The organism is Streptomyces sp. SID3343, assembly GCF_009865215.1.
Classification (GTDB): Bacteria; Actinomycetota; Actinomycetes; order Streptomycetales; family Streptomycetaceae; genus Embleya.
The window spans coordinates 1-16,672 of sequence record NZ_WWJX01000176.1; the positions used below are offsets into that span (position 1 = coordinate 1).

Genomic DNA, 16,672 nt, shown 5'->3' on the forward strand with positions numbered 1-16,672 from the left:
TCCCAGCCGGACCGCTGCCGGGCGACCCACCGCCCGATCGGCGTGCCGCGATGCACGACGCCTAGGGCGACGTCGTCCAGCCGCGGCCCCTCGCCTTTCTCGCCTGTCGCGTCTCGCTCGCCCGTCTCGTTTCGTTCTCCGTATTCGGCGAGGTATTCGGCGAGGTAGTCGGCGGCGTGGGTGGCGTGGCGTTGCCGGGCGACGGGCCAGTGTGCCAGGCGCCATTCCTCGCCCTCGGCCAGTGCGTCGAGCGCCTCCCGCCGCCCGGCGGCCAAGCCGCCGCGCCGGCCCTGGGCCCTGCGGTTCTCCAGCCACTTCCCGATGGGGTAGCCGTCCACGACGGCGTCGATCGGCGCGGCCAACGTGCCATGCCGACGGGCGTATTCACATGCTATGGCCAGCCCGTCCTCCCACGCCTGGTCGTGCACCGACCACACCAACCCCAGCTCTTCCAGACGTGCGACCTGTTTCGGGTCCAGGTGGCCTTTCGCGTATTCGGCGCGCATCTCGGAAATCCACCGACGCGGAGGCGGTATCGGGAGTCGCGTGGTCGGGGCGCCTGGGGTTCATCGTGTCTCCTCGCGGGTCGGTCCGGCCGACGCGGGCCGGGTGGTGGGACCGATCCGGGGAGTTCGGGGGAGGGGTTCGGGGACTGGCTGCGCGAGGCGAACGCCGTGTCTACGCCGGCGAGATGCCAGATGCGAAAGTGTTCGGTGCGGGGTCCGGGCCGCAGGCGCCCAGCGGCTGCGAACTGCCCGTGTCGCATAGCGGTTCCGCCGTGGAGGCCTTCAAGGCCGCACTTCGCGTCCTTCGCGAGGATGCCGGAAACCCCTCTCTGCGTACCGAGGCCGGCAGATTCTGCTCTTCGTAGTAGCGCAGTGCCCGCATGCTCACGCCCGCCCTGGCGCCCGGCTCGCCGATGCGCGTCGACGCCTCCTCCATGACCTGGATCACATTCCTTGCCTCTCACATCAACGTCAGGTTTTAGCTTGGGCCGTGAAGAGCCCGGACAGGACTCACCCCACCACTGCCAGGAGACCTCCATGAAGATCAACGGTTCCGTCGCCCTCGTCACCGGCGCCAACCGCGGCATCGGCAGGCACTTCGCCCAGCAACTCCTGCAGCGGGGCGCCACCAAGGTCTACGCGACCGCGCGCACCCCCCAGCTCATCGACCTCCCCGGCCTGGAGGTGCTGAGGCTCGACATCACCGATCCGAAGTCGGTCGCCGAAGCGGCGGGCGCAGCCTCGGACGTCACTCTCCTGATCAACAATGCCGGCGTCTTCACCCAGCAGAACCTCGTCACCGGGGACCCCGAGAAGATCCGGCTGGAGATGGACACCAACTACTACGGCACCCTCAACGTGGTCCGGGCGTTCGCCCCCGTCCTGGCCGCCAACGACGGCGGGGCGATTCTCAACGTCCTGTCGGCGATGTCCTGGCTTTCCTACGACGGGGCCAACGCCTACAGCGCGTCGAAGGCGGCTGCGTGGAGCCTCACCAACGGCATCCGCCTCGAACTCGCAGGCCAGGGGACCACGGTGACAGGTCTGCACCTGGCCAGCACCGACACGGACATGATGGCCGGGTGGGAGGTGGAGAAGAACGACCCCGCCGACGTCGTACGCGCCGCCCTCGACGGCATCGAGGCCGGGAGGATGGAGATCCTCGCCGACGACAACTCCGTCCAGCTCAAGGCCGCCCTCTCCGCCGACCCGAGCGTGCTCTACCCGCAGACGGTTCCCGCCGCCTGACCGTTCAGCGGTCGCCTGACGCCAGGCTTCCGGAATTGACGTGACGTCAGGGTGCGCGCGGGGGGTGACTGGCCGGGGTGGGGGCGGTAGAGGACGCAGGCGCAGTCGAGAGCGTCCTCGGGGGTTGCGGCGAAGCCGCCGGTGGGCAGGATCGTGTCCTGGTATCCCTGCCCCCATACCCGTTGCCGGCGCCGCCAGGATCCTACTGACCGCCGCCGAGCGCCACCGGCCGAAAAAGGCGGCCTACGGCCACAGGACCGCTCACCAGGCCCGGATGCGCGCGCAGGTCGTGCTGCGCGCGGCCCGGGGGGCGCTCCAACGCCCGCATCGCCCACGAGACCGGACTGCACCTGGACACGGTGCGCACCCGGCGGGACCGCTTCGCCGACGGCGGCCTGCCGGCTTCCCCCCGTGCAGGTCGCCGAGGTCGAGGCCTTGGCCTGCCGGTTCCCGGCCGAGACCGGGGTCCCGCTGTCGCACTGGTGCCCGGAACCGGCTGCCGAGCCGAGCGCGCGCGGCGTCACCGGCAGCAGCTCCGCATCCACCGTGCGGCCGCCGGTTGCGCCAGGACGCACTCAAGCCCTGGCAGTACCGGTCCTGGATCTTCATCCGCGACCCCAACTTCCGCGCCGAGGCCCAACGCATCCTTGACCTGTACGCCCGGACCTGTGAAGGCGAGCCGCTCGGCGAGGACGAGTACGTGATCTCCAGCGACGAGAAGACCTCGATCCAGGCCCGCTGCCGCTGCCACCCCACCCTGGCCCCCGGACAGGCCAGGGCGATGCGGGTCGGCCACGAGTACGCGGCCGCGGCGGAACCGTGGCCTATCTGGCCGCCTACGACGTCCACCAGGCCACAGTCTTCGGCCGCTGCGAAGCCACCACCGGCATCGTGCCGTTCATGACCCTGGTCGAACGGGTCATGACACAGGAGCCCCACGCCGGCGCGAAGCGCGTCTTCCGGGTCGTCGACAACGGCTCCTCGCACTGCGGCAGAAGGCCGTCGACCGCCCGGCCGCCCGGTTCCCGAACGCCGTCCTGGTCCACACCCCGGTCCACGCCTCCTGGGTGAACCGGATAGAGGTCTTCTTCTCCATCGTGCAACGCAAGGTCGTCTCACCCAACGGCGCCTGCGTGAGGGCACCCGGTCTCACTCGGGCTCCGTGGCGGGTCCGCTGATCTCGTCGCGCATGGCCTGGAGCATGGCTCTCGCGGCGCTCGACGCGTCGGTGGCCGTGACCATCACGGTCTCTCTCTTGAGCACGAGCGCGGGATCCTCGACGCGCAGCCACTTCACGCCGCGCGGGACGGTGTCCGCGGCCAGGCCGGGCAGGACCGATATGCCCAGCCCCGCGGCGACGAGGCCCAGGCGTGTCTGCCAGCCGCGGGCCTCGTAGGCCACGCGCGGAGCTTCAAGGGTGGGCCAGGCGCCGAACTGGGGTTCGCCCTCTTGGCCGGTCCCGACAATCCACGCCTCCTGCGCCAGGTCGTCGACGTGCACTTCGTCCCGTGAGGCCAGCGGATGGTCCGCGTGGACTGCCACGCCCATTCCGCGGCCGGTGCGTACGACCTCGATGCGCAGCCCGTCGAAGTCGTAGTCGGGCAGCCCCTCCCCGATCGCCACCACGGCCATCTCGATGCGTCCGGCGCGAATGCGGCGTAGCTGTGCGGGACTGCCCGCCTCCCACAGGGTGACGGTGAGGGCCGGGTGTGCCTTTTGCAGGCGTGCGATGGCTCGGGGCACGAGCATGGCCGCCGCGGTCGGGTAGGCGCCGACGGCCAGGCGGCCCGCGATGCGGTCGCGGAGCCCGGCGATCTCCAGTTCCGCCGCCTCTACATGCGCGAGCATGTGGCGCGCGTGGCGCAGCAGGGCCTCGCCGGACTGCGTGGGCCGGACCCCGCGGGCGTGCCGCTCGAACAGCGGGGCGCCCACGGCGGCTTCCGTGGCGATGATCTGGCGGGAGACCGCGGACTGCGTGTAGCCGAGTGCCTCGGCGGCCGCGGTGAAGGACCCGCGCCGAGCGACTTCGAGTGTGACCCGCAGGCCCGTCAGCGTCAGTTCCGGCATGGTCGGACGATATGCGTGAGGCGTGGGGCCGGCAAAGTGTGACCCTTCATGCCGCGCATGGCGCGGCGAGGCGAGGGCGGGATGGGTGAGGAGGCGTATGCGCGAGGACGCGCAGGGCCGGGGGGCGTGCGAGGGACGGACGCGCGAGGGCGGGCCCTCGCGCGTCCTTGGCGCGGGACCCGCCCTCGTCTGCTTCCTTGCCGGTCGCTCGGTTACGGGCTTGCCGGCATGTCTCGTTCAGACGCCGAGCGGCGCCGGGTACTCGGCGTCCGCGGCGTAGGCGGCCTCGCGCCGGCTTTCGAGCGACGCGAGCCGGCCACGGACCGTGGTGGTGACGGCTTCGTAGGCGTCGGAGTTGAGCAGCAGGCGCAGCGGCGGGTTGTCGGACAGTGCAGCCTCGATCGTGGCGTGGGCGACGCCGGACTGGCTGGCGACCATGTCCTGGACCCGCGGCTCGGGAGCGTCGGCCGGACCGCCGCGGTACGGCTCGCTCGGCGGGATCCGCGCGGCCGCGTCGTAGAAGCTCGTGCGTACCATTCCGGGCTCCACGAGGATCGTCTTGATCCCGAACGGCTCGATCTCTGGGGCCAGCGCCTCGAAGTATCCTTCTACTCCCCACTTGGTGGCGTGGTAGATCGCGAAGCCGGGGAAGGTGATGTGGCCGCCCATGCTCGACATCTGGACGAAGACGCCCCCGCCCTGTGCGCGAAGGTGTGGGACGGCACGGCGGGCGAGTTGGATCGAGCCGGTGAGATTCGTGGCGATGGTGCCCTCGACCTGCTCGTCGCTGAGGTCCTCGCCGGCGCCGAAGACGCCGAGGCCGGCGTTCGAGACGACTACGTCTATGCGCTCGTGGTCCGCGAACGCCCGCGCCATCACGTCCTCGATCTGGGCGTTGTCGGTCACGTCCAGGCGTGCGCGCCACAGACGGTCGCCGAACTTTTCGGCGAGGTCGTCGAGTTGCTCGGGGCGGCGCAGGGTGGCGGCGACGCGGTCGCCGCGCGTCAGGGCCTGCTCGGCCATCTCACGGCCGATGCCGCGGGACGCTCCGGTGATGAGCCAGGTGGTCATGGTTGTTCTCCTGTAATTGGTCGTGCCGGATGTCGTGGTGGGCGGCGGCGGGGACTGCCGGTGCCGGTGCGGGCGTGCGTGGCTGGTGTCAGCCGCCGGTCGCGGCGTTCACGGCGCGCACTGCCGCGTCGGAGGAGCGGCGCAGCGCCTCATAGATGTCCTTCGTCAGGCCGGCGTGGAGCTCGAACTCGTCGCGCTCCAGCGCGTCGAACAGCTCCGCGACCGCGTCGGAGGCCGACACCTTCCGGTCGGAAACGACACCGGCCGAGAAGGGGGAGTCCACGAGGGGGGCCATGAACTCGAAGACGCTGATCGGCGAACCGTCGCGTTCGAGCTGGAGCCGGACCGACTGGGTCAGGGAGTGCAGCGCCGCTTTGGTGGCGCTGTAGGTCGGGTTGGTGATGTCCGGGGCGAAGGCGACTCCGGAGGTGGTGATGATCAGCGCGGGGTCGGCCTGTCGCTGCAGCAGCGGGACGAAGCCGTCGATCAGCCGGACGGCCGAGAGGTAGTTCGTACGCATCTCGACTTCCGCGTGGGCGGCCGCGTCCTCGATACCGAACAGCTTGTAGGTGTGGGTCACCCCTGCGTTGAGCAGCACGGTGTCGAGGTCGGGGTGTTCCGCCGCGACGGACTTCACCAGGCGTGCGACCTGCTCTTCGTCGGAGATGTCGCAGGCGAACGCGACGGCGCCCGAAAGGCGCGCGGCCTCGGTGCGCAGGCGCTCCGCGTTGCGCGCGACCATGATGACGCGGCTGCCCGTGTCGCTGAATCGCCTGGCGGCCTCCAGACCCATGCCTGTCCCGGCACCGGTGATCAGTATCTTGCGTCCTGTCGTCCTCATGATGGTTCGGCTTCCTTGCCGTTGGATCCGGCACGGCCCTTGACTGGTGCCGGCTGGTGTGTGGCGCTGTCGGTTGCGACGGGCCGCAGGGTCAGCGTCCGCAGCGGTCCCGCCAGAAGCGGAGTTACGCGCTCCACGGTGCCGTTGCCGAGGACAAGGTCCTCGTGCCGCCGTGCGTCCGAGGCGCCGGCCCAGGTCTCGATCACATAGAGGTTCTTGGGGTCGTCCCGGTCGGCGAAGACGCTGTAGGTGAGGTGACCGGGCTCGGCCACGACCGACACTGCGATGGCGCGCAGCTCGTCGAACAACCCCCGGGCTGCCGTGTCGTCGACGGCGGAGAACCGGGTGACGAGGCAGACCGGTTCCGCGCTCGGCACGGCGTGGTTCAGCTTCCGGTCCGGATGCACGGTGCCGCCCTCGCCTCCGATGGTGCTGTCTGCTGACGGGCTCACTGCTCTCTCCTTGTCGTCGCGGTGGGGACATCTCCAAGATGGCCCCACTGATCCATGCGCACAAGCGATGGTTTGTCATCACAAGCATGCGATCTACGCATGGCAACAGAGGTCTCGACGCGGACACGCCTCGCGGAATGTGGGGCACAGCCCGCACCGAACGTCGTCCGGTTCGAACCCGGCCGTGACGCGTGCTCGGCAGGCACACCGCGATGCTCGCGGCAGCCCTTTGGACGCCGAGGACACCGTCACCGCCCGCGTGGTCGTCACCGACCGCGCCCGCGAGCAGGCCACGACCCCGGCGTGAAACCGGGCCCGGTCCAGGCACTCCCGCTGGGCATCGACGACCTGCGGCGCTGCCTCGCTGTCATCGTCGATTGCCTCGGTCTGCTGCTCTCGGTGCTGGTCACCCCGGCCGACGTCGCCGACTGCACGGCGGCCCACGCGATGCTCGCTCGACTGCGCGCGGCCCACCGCAAGATCCGGCTCGTGTGGGCCGACGGCGCCTACACCGGCGCCCTGATCGACTGGGCCGCCGAGACGCTCCGGATTGCCTTGACGGTGGTCAAGCGCAGCGACCGCGCCGCCGGATTCACCGTGCTGCCCCGCCGCTGGGTGGTCGAGCGGACGCTCGGCCGACTGATGCGCTCACGCCGCCCTGGCCCGCGACTACGAAACCCTGCCGATCAGCAGCGAAGCGATCGTCCACTGGTCGATGACCATGCTCATGACCCGCCGTCTGGCCCGCCACGCCGCCGCGACCTGTCCCCGAGCCGCGGCGTGAACACCCCCGGGACCTGTTCGGCCGGCCATCCCCGCGCCACCAGGCGCTTCGCCTTCGATCGCACCCCCTCCAACTTTCCCGGAACCATGTCCAGCCCCAGCCCAAGCCCCAGCCCAAGCGCGAGGTCCTTCACCCGCGACCCCGCCGGACCCGCCTGGTCCACCAGAACCACGATCCGCCGGTAATCCGCCGCGAGAACCTCGGCCGCCACCCCCTCGCGCCGATACGGCCCCACCGACCCCTGCACCACGGCCTTCACCGCCGCCGGCCCCGGAACCGCGCTCTCGGCGTCCCCCGTGCACGCCGGCCCATCGAGAGCCTCCGCGACCGGGATCACCCGCCGTTCCGACACCGCCTCGACCTCCCGCAACGCGGTCGACACCCGCTCCACCTCCGCGCGCAGTTTCTCGACCCGAACCCGCGCGGCCGTCTCCCGTGCCTCCAACAACCCCATCACCGACGCCACAACAACCCCCACGAGCGAGACATCCCGACGCGGTGATCTCTCCCGCACAGCAACCGAGTTCACGCCTGACCAGCGGAAACTCAGCGATCACGTTCGATAGGGCAACGGCCTCTGAAATCACATCGGGGAGAGGACTGAGCGCAACCGCCCGATCATGGGGTTGGCGATCGCGCGATCGCCTGTGACGGATGAGGGAGTGTCAGATGACAATCGGTGCGGGCGTGGCGGATGCGCCATGGCTGGTGGCTGCGATCGGTGGGCGGAAGGTCGTCCGGTTCGAACAGCCCGAGGCCGTACGGACGTCCGCGCCGATCCGGGCATCACCGAACGCCCGTGCCCGCCGAGGACCGCTCCGCCGTCGACCAGGGAGCGCGTGCCGGGCCTCGACGGATGGGCGGCCAGGTGGCACGTTGGGGTGCACCCGGAGGCTGTGCGGGTGGCGATCCCGGCTTCGGGCGGGGGAGGGTCCAAGGGTGGGGTGTGCGGGACGAGTCCCCGTCCCGCCCCGTCTACGCGAAGGATCATGCGTGTCCGCACTTCGCCGATCGGCGCCGAGATTCCGTGCAGCTCGCTCGCCGTCAACACCACTCTGCAGATCGGGACCAACACGGTCTCCGTGGACTTCCGCGGGGGCTTGAAGCACCGCGTCGACGTCAACCCGGACGACCCGACCAACAGCGTGCGCATGTGACCGGTCGGCCTCAGGTTCACGGCCGAACTCCTCGCGCCGGACGGACACGCCAAGAGCGGCACCGGTCCGCGTCGCAGTCGACGCAACCCTCCTGCGCGGTGAGCCCGGTGCGATACACCCGGTCGAACGCAGCGCGCGAGGACAACGTCAACGGCCCACCGCATCGCACGCACGCGGGCCCGGGCACCACGGCCGCCACGGACGTCAGCGCGATCATCCGCGCATCCGGTGCGATCCCCGAGACGCTCTCGACCCAGCGTGTCGTCTCCCCGAGCCCGTAGGAGACCCATTGCCAGTAGCGCGAGGCGACGTCCACGTCCTCGGCCGACGCGTTTGCCCGGGCGGTGAGCACCGGGGGCGCCATCCTCCCTGCACCGCCGGAGTCGTCGGTCACGACAGGCCTGCCTTTCCCCACCCGTCGGGTGAGGACGTGGTCGCCGGCGTGTTGGACGCCACCCAGGATGACGGATTCGGGCACGCAACCTGGGGGCGTGGGCCTACGCGTGGCCGAAGTAGCGGTCCCACCAGGTGGGCGGCCACCGCTCGTCCTTGCGCAGCGGCGCGGGTCCGTCGTACAGGGTGTGAAGCAGTTCTTCCGACACCACCACATATCCGGTGACGATCAGAGCGCGTTCCACGGTGGCGAGGTCCCCGACGTCCAGCACGCCTTCCCCCCGCGCATCGTCCGTGTCCAGATACGCGCCGGGATTCTCCGCCGCCACCATGGCCAGCGAGCCGAAGTTGCTCACCGAGACGACGATCCGCTCACCACACACCGTCGCCCCGCCCGGGACAACGACACGGGCGTACTCGACGGTGTTCCTGCCGTGGCGCTCCACTGGTAGTACTTCGTTAGGTTGGGGTGGATGGTCGTGTATGGCGGGTGGATTTCCTTGCGGGGAGGGGACGTTCGCAGGTGTGGCAGATGCCGGTCCAGCAGCTCAGGAGGTCTTGGAACGCGTCGAGGACCTGGTAGAGCGTCAGGCCGGCGTGTGGGCTTTGGGGTGGAGCCGGTGGAGGGTGAAGTAAGGCGTGGGCGGCGGTGACCAGGGCGACGTGGTGGTGCCAGCCGCGCCATGTCCGGCCCTCGAAGTGATCCAGCCCGAGCCCGTGTTTCATCTCGCGGTAGTCGTGCTCTATCCGCCACCGCATCTTCGCCAGGCGGACGAGCAGCCGCGGAGTGGTGGCGGCGGGCAGGTTCGTGAGCCGGTACTCGGTGGGCGCCTTCTGCCCGACGGGCCACTCGGTGAGCAGGGTGAACGCGGGCAGGACCCCGCCCCAGGCGGCGGATCCTCCCGCCCGGTCGATGGTGTGGGCGCGGGCCTGCTTCCCGGCCGGGCGCACGGTCGCGGTCCGAAACCTGGACCGCATCGGGCCCTTGGAGCCGTGGCGCCAGGTCGATCGCCGGTAGTCGCGGCGTCCGGGTTCGACCGCGACGGTCCTGAGCGAGGAGACGCTCGTGCGGTACCGGACCACCGGTCGCCGACCGCGGCCGCTCCAGGCGGGTGCGACCGGCACGGCCTCGTGCGGGTGGACGGACTCGTCCGCGCGGACCGCGACGACGAAGTCCAGACCCCGCTCGATCAAGGCCTGTCGGAACAGGTTGTTCTGTCCGTATCCGGCGTCGGCGACGATCGTCCTCGGGGGCAGACCCCAGGCGATCGCCTCGTCGATCAGGCCCAGTGCCCGACGCCACTTCTCCCGACGGCCGATCCCGTCCGGGATCCCGGCCCTCGCCCGGCGTTCGACGTCGGTGTCCCACCCTGCGGGGACGAACAGCCGCCACGAGATCGGCACCGACGCGCGGTCGGAGGCGGCGTGCAGGCTCACCGCGACCTGGCAGTTCGACTGCTTCCCCAGCGCCCCGCACCACTGCCGGGCCACCGCCACCGACATGCGCCCGTCCTTGGGAAAGGACACGTCGTCGATCACCCACACCTCCTCGGGATCCACGGTCGGAACCGTCTTGAGCGCGACCGCTCGCAACACCGCCGCGTGGTCCCACGGCGACTGGTTCACGAACTGCTGCAACGACTGCATGTCCCCGTCCGGCAACCGATCCGCCATCGGCTGGATCGACTTCCTGCGGCCGTCCAGCATCAACCCGCGCAGATAGCAGTCACCCCACCCACGCGTGTCCTTCCGCACCACCGACGCGAACACCTCGGCCACGAACACGGCCAACTCGGGCCGCAGTTCCTCGATCTCCCCCAAGTTCACGTCGACCAGCATGCCCGAACCATGACATCAAGAAGAAGGCACCGCCTCGGCCGGTGTCCAGCGGCAGTACACCGGAACCGCCGGGCGGATCGAGAACTGCCAGGTCGGCACGTTCCTCGCCTACGCGGCCCCGGGCGGGCACACGCTGATCGACCGCGAGCTGTGTCTGCCGAGGTCGTGGACGGACGACCGGGACCGCTGCCGGGCGGCGGCGGTTCCGGACACGGTGGGATTCGCGACGAGGATCGAGCACGCCAAGGCCATGGTCACCCGCGCCCTGGCCGCGCGGGTGCCGTTCGCGTGGCTGACCGCCGACGAGGCATACGGGCAGGTCAAGGGACTGCGGTCCTGGCTGGAGCAACGCGGCGTCTTCCACGTGCTCGCGACCAGGCGCAACGACACCGTGGTGACCGGGATGTTCGTTGAACACCCGGTCTACGCGCTGGTCGCGGCCCTGCCCCGGCAGGCGTGGAAGCGCCGCTCGTGCGGCAGGGGCGCGCACGGCGAACGCGTCTACGACTGGGCACGCGCGCCGATCCGCCCGTGGCGGGAGGAGGGCGTCGAACTCTGGGTGCCCGCGCGTCGCAGCCTCAAGGACCGCACCGAGATCGCCTACTACGTGTGCTTCGCGCCCGACGGCACCACCCTCGACACGGGCTCGTCCCGCTGAGCCTGCCCGAGATCCGCCGACTCGTCGCCCGCCTCATCGACCGGCACCCACCGACGATCACCCATGTCCTGCACTGGTCCCACCGGCGACGACGATCCCAACACCGCGCACGCAGCAGCCACTACAAACGACGAGGCCACAGCCATGAGCTGTGACCTCATCACATCAACTGCGGTTGCAATACCAGGTCCCCGGCGAGCGGTTGGGCGAGGAAAAGTTGCGCGTGGGCGGCGATCAGGATTCAGGTCCACCGGTCCGCGGCGGCGCGAAACAATCCACCGCACCATACGCTCAGCCTGCGGCATTTCTCCCGCACCAAGAAAGTGCCGGATGCTCGAACCACGCCGAAACCGCTCCGACTCGACCAGGTGGCCGTGAGGACCAGCGGCCCACTCGGACGGCTTAGATCTCACCGAGGATCGCGAGCCGACGGGGCAGGAGCTCGACTGCCCCGGGTCGCCGACGAGGTCATCGCCGGCCACTGCGCCCCCGACACCGGCGGCCTCGACCTGCACCCCACATCAACCACCTACGCTTGCTGGAAGGCGCGTTGGTCAAGCGCGTCAATGCCGTCGTGGGCGCCGATACCGTGCGCTCGTTACGCGTGGCGTCGCCCGGTTCCGCACCGTCCCGCACCAACCCACGTCGACCCGACCGAGTCCCGACACCGTCGCCGCAACACCGCGAGCACCCGTCTCACGAACCAGACGCGTCTTCCCGCGACGCGAACTCCGCAGGTGCGGCTCCCCCCCCGTCGGTCGGGACGCCTGGGCCCGGGCTATCGCCCGGGCCCGTCGTGAACGAGGCCGATCGCATTGAACCGGCTCACGGTCACGGCGTCGCGGTCTCGTGCGCCGGCAGGTGGTGCCCTGGCACGGTTCCGAAGGGAGGCGGCGGGGCGAGGTTACGTCGCTCCGCCGCCTCGGGCGGATGTCGCGTCTTCCCGAATACGGCATCAGTGACGGTGACGCACGGTGCGCCTCCTTTCGTATCGGGCGGGACTCGAAGGTCTTCAGCGCAGGCGGAGTTCGAGGTGCTCGACGCCGCGCAGTGTGGCGTTGCGACGGAAGATCGGTTCGCCGACCGGCTCCATCCCGGGGTGTTCGCGCACGAGCGCGGTGAACACCGTGCGGGTCAGCAGTAGGGCCGGAAGTGAGCCGAGACAGGCGTGCGGGCCGCGACCGAATCCGATGTGCGGGTTGTGTTGCCGGTCCAGGTCCAGTGTGTCCGGATAGGCGAACACGCGCGGGTCGCGGTTCGCGACGCCCACCAGGACCGTGACGACCTCGCCCCGGCGGATCGGCTGCCCGCCGACCTCCGTGTCCTCGACGCAACCGCGCGCCTCGGCCTGGACGGGCCCGGCGAAGCGCACCAGCTCCCGCAGAGCCGCGTCGGTCACCCCGCCGCGCAGCCGCGCGAGTGCGCCCGGGGCGTCGAGGCAGGCGACGAGCGCGTTTCCGAGCAGGCGGCTCGACGACTCGTAGCCCGAATGCAGAATCACCCGCAAGGAGTTGCGCAGGACGGTTCGACTCACGCCGTCGTGGTGGGCGGCCAGATAGTCGACCATCCCGTCCCGGCCCCGATGATTCGCCGCGTCGGTGAGCCAGCTACCGGTCAGTTCCGCCAACTCGGCGCGGGCGGCCGTGCCCGGCTCCGCCGTTTCGGGACGCAGGCCGTCGTCCATCGCGTCGACGATGGCCGCCGAGACCGGGCCGAAGCGGTCGAGGTCGGGTGGGTCGACCCCGAGGAGGTTCGTGACCGCCTCCAGCGCGAGCGGCGCGGCGAAGTCGCCGACGAAGTCGAAGGAGGAACGGCGGGCGAGCTTGGCCAACCGTTCGTTGACGCTCGCGACCGTACGTTTTTCGATGCCGGCCCAGTCCTGGGCCCGGAACGCGCCGACCAATACCTGTCGCACCGCGGTGTGTTCGGGTGCGTCGAGCGCCTGAACGCTCAGCGATGAGTCCGGCGTGTCCTCTCCCAGGCGCCGCCAGTCGGAGCAGAACCGGTCGGCATCCCTGAGTACCGCGGTGGTTTCGGCGAGACCGGCGGTGACCCACGAGTCCAGGGTCGGGCTCCACCAGGCGTCTCCCCGCTCCCGAAGTCGGGCGCGAATCGTCGCCGGTTCGCGCAGGACCCGAGGAGTCAGGAGGTCTTTGATCGGGTCCGCATCGGGTGGCTTCGGTGATTCCGGTAATCCGGTGATGTCGACCTCCAGCCCGAGAGTCTTTCTCACGGTGGTGAGTTGCCGGTCCTGTTCCGCGCTGCCTGTGCAGCGTTACCCACCTCGAGCCGCCCGGATGCGTGGGTACCCCACCCGATCCGACGTTCGACCGAAGCACGTCCTCCGGTTCGCCCGTCATGGGATCACCGGCACAAGCCGGTGGCGGTCGGGACCAGCGCGATGGAACGGAGGATCGTCACGGGCGCGAGGCAGGTCGTGCGACGGTCGTGGCCGGCGAGGTGGTGCCGCCGGGGGCGAGTTGGTCGAGCCAGTGGGGGTCCTGCTCCGGCACGAGCCCGCACGGCTCCGGCACGTATTTCTTGACCGCCAGGGGCGGCTCCGGGGGTGAGGTGAGGATCTCGGTGACAGCGGCCGAGGACCGCCGGACCAGCACGGTCCTGGACATGTACCGATGCCTGGAACGTGCGGAGATATTCGGCGGTCTCGGCGCCCCGGATGCACACCGCCTCGCCGACGAAGGCCACGTCCTCCAGCCCGACGACGCGTCGAACCCGTAGACCGTGACGGGTCCCCGGAGCCCGGCGTGCATGCCTCGATCCAACGGGACGACGCGCAGCTCGATGCCGTGCTCGATCACCCGGGCCTTCATGTGGCGCAGCTGGTCGATCATGATCGACGGCTTCGTGGGCGCGCCGACCCACCGACGCACCGCGGCCTCGTCCAGCACGAAGCGGGCCTCCGCCCGCCTGCCCTTCCCGAACACCTCCTGCCGGCGGCGAGCGCACAGGTCCGCGAGCCCGTCCGCCCGGCTCGACTCCGGGCCCGGACACCGCAGGACTTCGAAGCTCCTGAAGGTCCGCCGCTACCCGCAGCCTCCACCCGCCAGAGATCCGCATCACAATCGAGTGGCGGCAACTACTCGTCGCACCTGGACCACCGAACCGGGCACGCCCATCGCGCCGATCGCCCGGATGGGCGCGGACGCGAGCCGGCGTCGCGATCCGCCGCCGGCTCGCGTCCGCAGCTTGGACCGACGCCACCCGGCCGCCGCCGGCGCGCCCTCCAGGCTGGTCGTCGTCGACTTCGACGCGCAACGAAGAGCCCGATACGACTTCCGCCCCGCCCCAACCGCCGACGGGGGCCGGGTCGACGCCGACCTGTCCCCGACCTGCCGGACCCGAACATCCGCGTCCTGCGCACCGGTTCCCTCGCCCTGTCCCCGAACCCGGGGCCGCCGCTCCGGCCCGGTTGATCCGTCGCGAGCGCGCCTGCGGGGCGGTCACCCCCGGTATGGATCCCAACACCCGTCCCGACGCCGTGGGCGATCTGGGCCGGGGTTCGCGCACGCGTCGAGGAGACGTTGCGATACATCCACGTCGTCACGGTCTCCGACGAGGACCCGACGCCGCGCACCTGGCCCCCGGCGAGGGGCGGGCGGCGATCGCCCGACGCACATGCCGGCCGGTGAACTCCGTGAAGTCGGTGCCCGCTTCGTCGGTGAAGTGCCGTGCGCGGCGGTCGACGTCGCGCAACCACCGAGACGTGGACCTTGCCTCGCCTCCTTGGAGCCCCACACCCGCCCACGCCGCCTCGATCGGGACGGGTCGGACCCGGACGCAAACGCAGCCACGCGGGTCGGCGCAACCGGTCGGCGGCCGTGAACGCGGTCACCAAGATCTCCGCGTCCGGGCGCGGCCGCACCCGGCGCGCCGGGTGCGTCGGCAGCCCCCGCGAAGGGGAGCCCGAAGCGGCGACCGGGGCCCGTGTGCGGGAGTGTTCCCGATCCCATTCGACCGTGCAACCGCTCGAAATCGGGTCGGCCGTCCTCGTCCGGGTCCACCACCTCTCCGTCCCGTCGCACCTCGTGGCCTCCCTGGGACTTCGTCTCCGGGCGGGGCCCGGGAGCGTCGGGCACGGGCGAGCCGCGGCAACGTGGGCATGGTGGGGGATCGCCGTCGAACGCGCCCGCACGGCCCGAGCCGAGCCGCTCCCACGATGCGCGATCGCACCCGCGCGCCGGACCGGGGAACCGCCGGGGCATTGACATCGTGAATACGTATGCATGAAGGTTGGGCATCGCCGGGAAGCCCGCAGGGTTCCGGCCGGTTCAGCCACCCCGCAGCGTACGTCGGTCCCGGATCGGCGTGCGGTGCCGTCAACGGGAGGAAGCACCCTCGTGGCAGTACTTCTCAGGCAACCCGCACGTGTCGCCCGCAGCGGCGACTCGGCCGACGCCGCCGTTCGCGAGACGGTCGCCGCCGTCGTGGCCGACGTGCGCAGGCACGGCGACGACGCCGTACGGCGCTACTCGGAGAAGTTCGACGGCTGGTCGCCGCAGTCGTTTCGGCTCGATGCCGAGGACATCGAACGGATCGTGGCATCCGTGCCGGAACGTGTCGTCGAGGACATTCGCTTCGTCCAGGACCAGGTGCGAACGTTCGCCCGGTGCCAGCGCGACTCGCTCGGCGAGTTCGAGACCGAGACCCTGCCCGGCGTCTTCCTCGGTCAAAAGCACATTCCCGTGGGCGCCGCCGGGGCCTACGTGCCGGGCGGGCGTTATCCGCTGACCGCGTCGGCACACATGACCGTGGTGACCGCGAAGGTGGCCGGCGTGCCCCGGGTGACCGCGTGCACGCCGCCCATCCGCGGTGAGGTCCCCGCCGCGACGGTGGCCGCGCTGCACCTCGCGGGAGCCGACGAGATCCATCTGCTCGGCGGGGTACAGGCGGTCGCGGCGATGGCCCTGGGCACCGAGTCGATCGATCGGGTGGACCTGATCGCAGGCCCGGGCAACGCGTACGTGGCCGAGGCCAAGCGACAGTTGTTCGGCGAGGTCGGCATCGACCTGTTCGCCGGGCCCACCGAGATCCTGGTGATCGCCGACGAGTACGCCGACCCGTTCACCGTCGCGGTCGACCTGCTCAGCCAGGCCGAACACGGCCCGGACTCGCCGGCCGTGCTCATCACCACGAGCGAACGCCTCGCGCGGGCCGCGTGCGAGCACGTCGAGCGCCTGCTGCCCGGGATGCCCACGCGCGACTACGCCGCCCCGGCGTGGCGCGACCACGGCGTGATCGTGCTCGTCGACGACCTCGACGAGGCGTTCGCGGTCGCGGACACCTACGCGTCCGAGCACGTCCAGGTGCTCACCCGCGAACCGCGTCGCGCGCTCGACGCGATGCGCGACTACGGCGCTCTGTTCCTGGGCGATCGCACGTGCGTCAGCTACGGCGACAAGGTGATCGGCACCAACCACGTGTTGCCCACCCGGGGTTCGGCCCGATTCACCGGCGGACTGTGGGTCGGCAAGTACCTCAAGACCGTCACCTACCAGGAGATACGCAACGACGCCTCCAGCGCGCAGCTGGGCCGCGTGTGCGGGCGAGCCGCGCGCGTCGAGCTCTTCGAGGGCCACGCGCGTGCGGGCGACCTGCGCGCCTCCCGGTTCGGGGGCGACGCGCTGACGTGGGATAC

The 16,672-nt window shown here is 70.8% G+C and carries 15 protein-coding genes and 2 pseudogenes; 7 read left to right on the top strand and 10 right to left on the bottom strand.

The window, feature by feature from the left end; all coding sequences use genetic code 11:
* Window positions 1–506: helicase associated domain-containing protein (locus tag GT354_RS06170; protein ID WP_202511558.1), on the bottom strand; the 506-nt coding region annotated here is incomplete at its 3' end.
* Between the two features lie 537 nt (window positions 507–1,043).
* Between GT354_RS06170 and GT354_RS06180 the strand changes: the two genes are divergently transcribed.
* Window positions 1,044–1,754, top strand: a complete 711-nt coding sequence (locus GT354_RS06180; protein WP_161355163.1) for an SDR family oxidoreductase — start codon at window positions 1,044–1,046, stop codon at window positions 1,752–1,754.
* A gap of 559 nt (window positions 1,755–2,313) precedes the next feature.
* Window positions 2,314–2,658 carry a hypothetical protein gene (locus tag GT354_RS53555; protein ID WP_237534428.1) on the top strand — a complete coding sequence of 115 codons (345 nt, stop codon included), beginning with the start codon at window positions 2,314–2,316 and terminating at the stop codon, window positions 2,656–2,658.
* 245 nt (window positions 2,659–2,903) lie between these two features.
* On the opposite strand, the gene GT354_RS06190 is transcribed toward GT354_RS53555, so the two are convergent.
* From GT354_RS06190 to GT354_RS06205, 4 genes are all read right to left on the bottom strand, one after another.
* Window positions 2,904–3,821, bottom strand: coding sequence for a LysR family transcriptional regulator (locus GT354_RS06190; protein ID WP_161355164.1), 918 nt, complete (start codon window positions 3,819–3,821; stop codon window positions 2,904–2,906).
* Window positions 3,822–4,058: 237 nt separating this feature from the next.
* Window positions 4,059–4,892, bottom strand: coding sequence for an SDR family oxidoreductase (locus tag GT354_RS06195; RefSeq protein WP_161355165.1), 834 nt, complete (start codon window positions 4,890–4,892; stop codon window positions 4,059–4,061).
* Window positions 4,893–4,980: 88 nt separating this feature from the next.
* Window positions 4,981–5,733: an SDR family NAD(P)-dependent oxidoreductase gene (locus tag GT354_RS06200; RefSeq protein WP_161355166.1), complete on the bottom strand. Its 753-nt coding sequence runs from the start codon at window positions 5,731–5,733 to the stop codon at window positions 4,981–4,983.
* Complete coding sequence (locus GT354_RS06205; RefSeq protein WP_161355167.1) at window positions 5,730–6,185, bottom strand: antibiotic biosynthesis monooxygenase; 456 nt, start codon at window positions 6,183–6,185, stop codon at window positions 5,730–5,732. Before GT354_RS06205 ends, GT354_RS06200 begins: the two co-directional genes overlap by 4 nt.
* Before the next feature lie 184 nt (window positions 6,186–6,369).
* On the opposite strand from GT354_RS06205, the gene GT354_RS56380 reads away from it, so the two are divergent.
* The 3 genes from GT354_RS56380 to GT354_RS06215 all read left to right on the top strand — a co-directional run bounded on the left by GT354_RS56380 (window position 6,370) and on the right by GT354_RS06215 (window position 8,126).
* Complete coding sequence (locus GT354_RS56380; RefSeq protein WP_346011882.1) at window positions 6,370–6,492, top strand: hypothetical protein; 123 nt, start codon at window positions 6,370–6,372, stop codon at window positions 6,490–6,492.
* On the top strand, window positions 6,489–7,154 hold the full coding sequence (locus GT354_RS06210; RefSeq protein ID WP_161355168.1) for a transposase: 666 nt from the start codon (window positions 6,489–6,491) through the stop codon (window positions 7,152–7,154). Before GT354_RS56380 ends, GT354_RS06210 begins: the two co-directional genes overlap by 4 nt.
* An 804-nt stretch (window positions 7,155–7,958) precedes the next feature.
* Window positions 7,959–8,126: a hypothetical protein gene (locus GT354_RS06215; RefSeq protein ID WP_161355169.1), complete on the top strand. Its 168-nt coding sequence runs from the start codon at window positions 7,959–7,961 to the stop codon at window positions 8,124–8,126.
* A 16-nt stretch (window positions 8,127–8,142) separates the two neighbouring features.
* On the opposite strand, the gene GT354_RS06220 is transcribed toward GT354_RS06215, so the two are convergent.
* From GT354_RS06220 to GT354_RS06230, 3 genes and pseudogenes are all read right to left on the bottom strand, one after another.
* A complete protein-coding gene (locus GT354_RS06220; RefSeq protein ID WP_161355170.1) occupies window positions 8,143–8,520 on the bottom strand; it encodes a hypothetical protein in 378 nt (125 codons plus the stop codon).
* A gap of 103 nt (window positions 8,521–8,623) precedes the next feature.
* The gene (locus tag GT354_RS06225; protein WP_161355171.1) at window positions 8,624–8,875 is read right to left on the bottom strand and encodes a hypothetical protein; all 252 of its coding nucleotides are present in this window, start codon (window positions 8,873–8,875) and stop codon (window positions 8,624–8,626) included.
* A 231-nt stretch (window positions 8,876–9,106) separates the two neighbouring features.
* Window positions 9,107–10,358, bottom strand: a pseudogene (locus GT354_RS06230) (IS701 family transposase).
* A 19-nt stretch (window positions 10,359–10,377) separates the two neighbouring features.
* On the opposite strand from GT354_RS06230, the pseudogene GT354_RS06235 reads away from it, so the two are divergent.
* Window positions 10,378–10,995 (top strand): annotated as a pseudogene (locus GT354_RS06235) (IS701 family transposase); the annotation flags it as partial.
* Between the two features lie 1,033 nt (window positions 10,996–12,028).
* Here the strand turns inward: GT354_RS06235 and GT354_RS56385 are convergent.
* On the bottom strand, window positions 12,029–13,249 hold the full coding sequence (locus tag GT354_RS56385) for a cytochrome P450 (protein WP_161355172.1): 1,221 nt from the start codon (window positions 13,247–13,249) through the stop codon (window positions 12,029–12,031).
* 184 nt (window positions 13,250–13,433) lie between these two features.
* Window positions 13,434–14,033: a Scr1 family TA system antitoxin-like transcriptional regulator gene (locus GT354_RS06245; protein WP_272923763.1), complete on the bottom strand. Its 600-nt coding sequence runs from the start codon at window positions 14,031–14,033 to the stop codon at window positions 13,434–13,436.
* A 1,341-nt stretch (window positions 14,034–15,374) separates the two neighbouring features.
* Here GT354_RS06245 and hisD point away from each other — a divergent pair.
* The coding region (gene hisD / locus GT354_RS06250; RefSeq protein WP_346011883.1) for a histidinol dehydrogenase at window positions 15,375–16,672 on the top strand (1,298 nt) is incomplete at its 3' end.

Excerpts from the sequence above, each read along its gene's own strand:
- GT354_RS06180 (WP_161355163.1), top strand. The coding sequence starts at position 1,044 with ATGAAGATCAACGGTTCCGTCGCCCTCGTCACCGGCGCCAACCGCGGC.
- GT354_RS06190 (WP_161355164.1), bottom strand. The coding sequence starts at position 3,821 with ATGCCGGAACTGACGCTGACGGGCCTGCGGGTCACACTCGAAGTCGCT.
- GT354_RS06195 (WP_161355165.1), bottom strand. The coding sequence starts at position 4,892 with ATGACCACCTGGCTCATCACCGGAGCGTCCCGCGGCATCGGCCGTGAG.
- GT354_RS06200 (WP_161355166.1), bottom strand. The coding sequence starts at position 5,733 with ATGAGGACGACAGGACGCAAGATACTGATCACCGGTGCCGGGACAGGC.
- GT354_RS06215 (WP_161355169.1), top strand. The coding sequence starts at position 7,959 with ATGCGTGTCCGCACTTCGCCGATCGGCGCCGAGATTCCGTGCAGCTCG.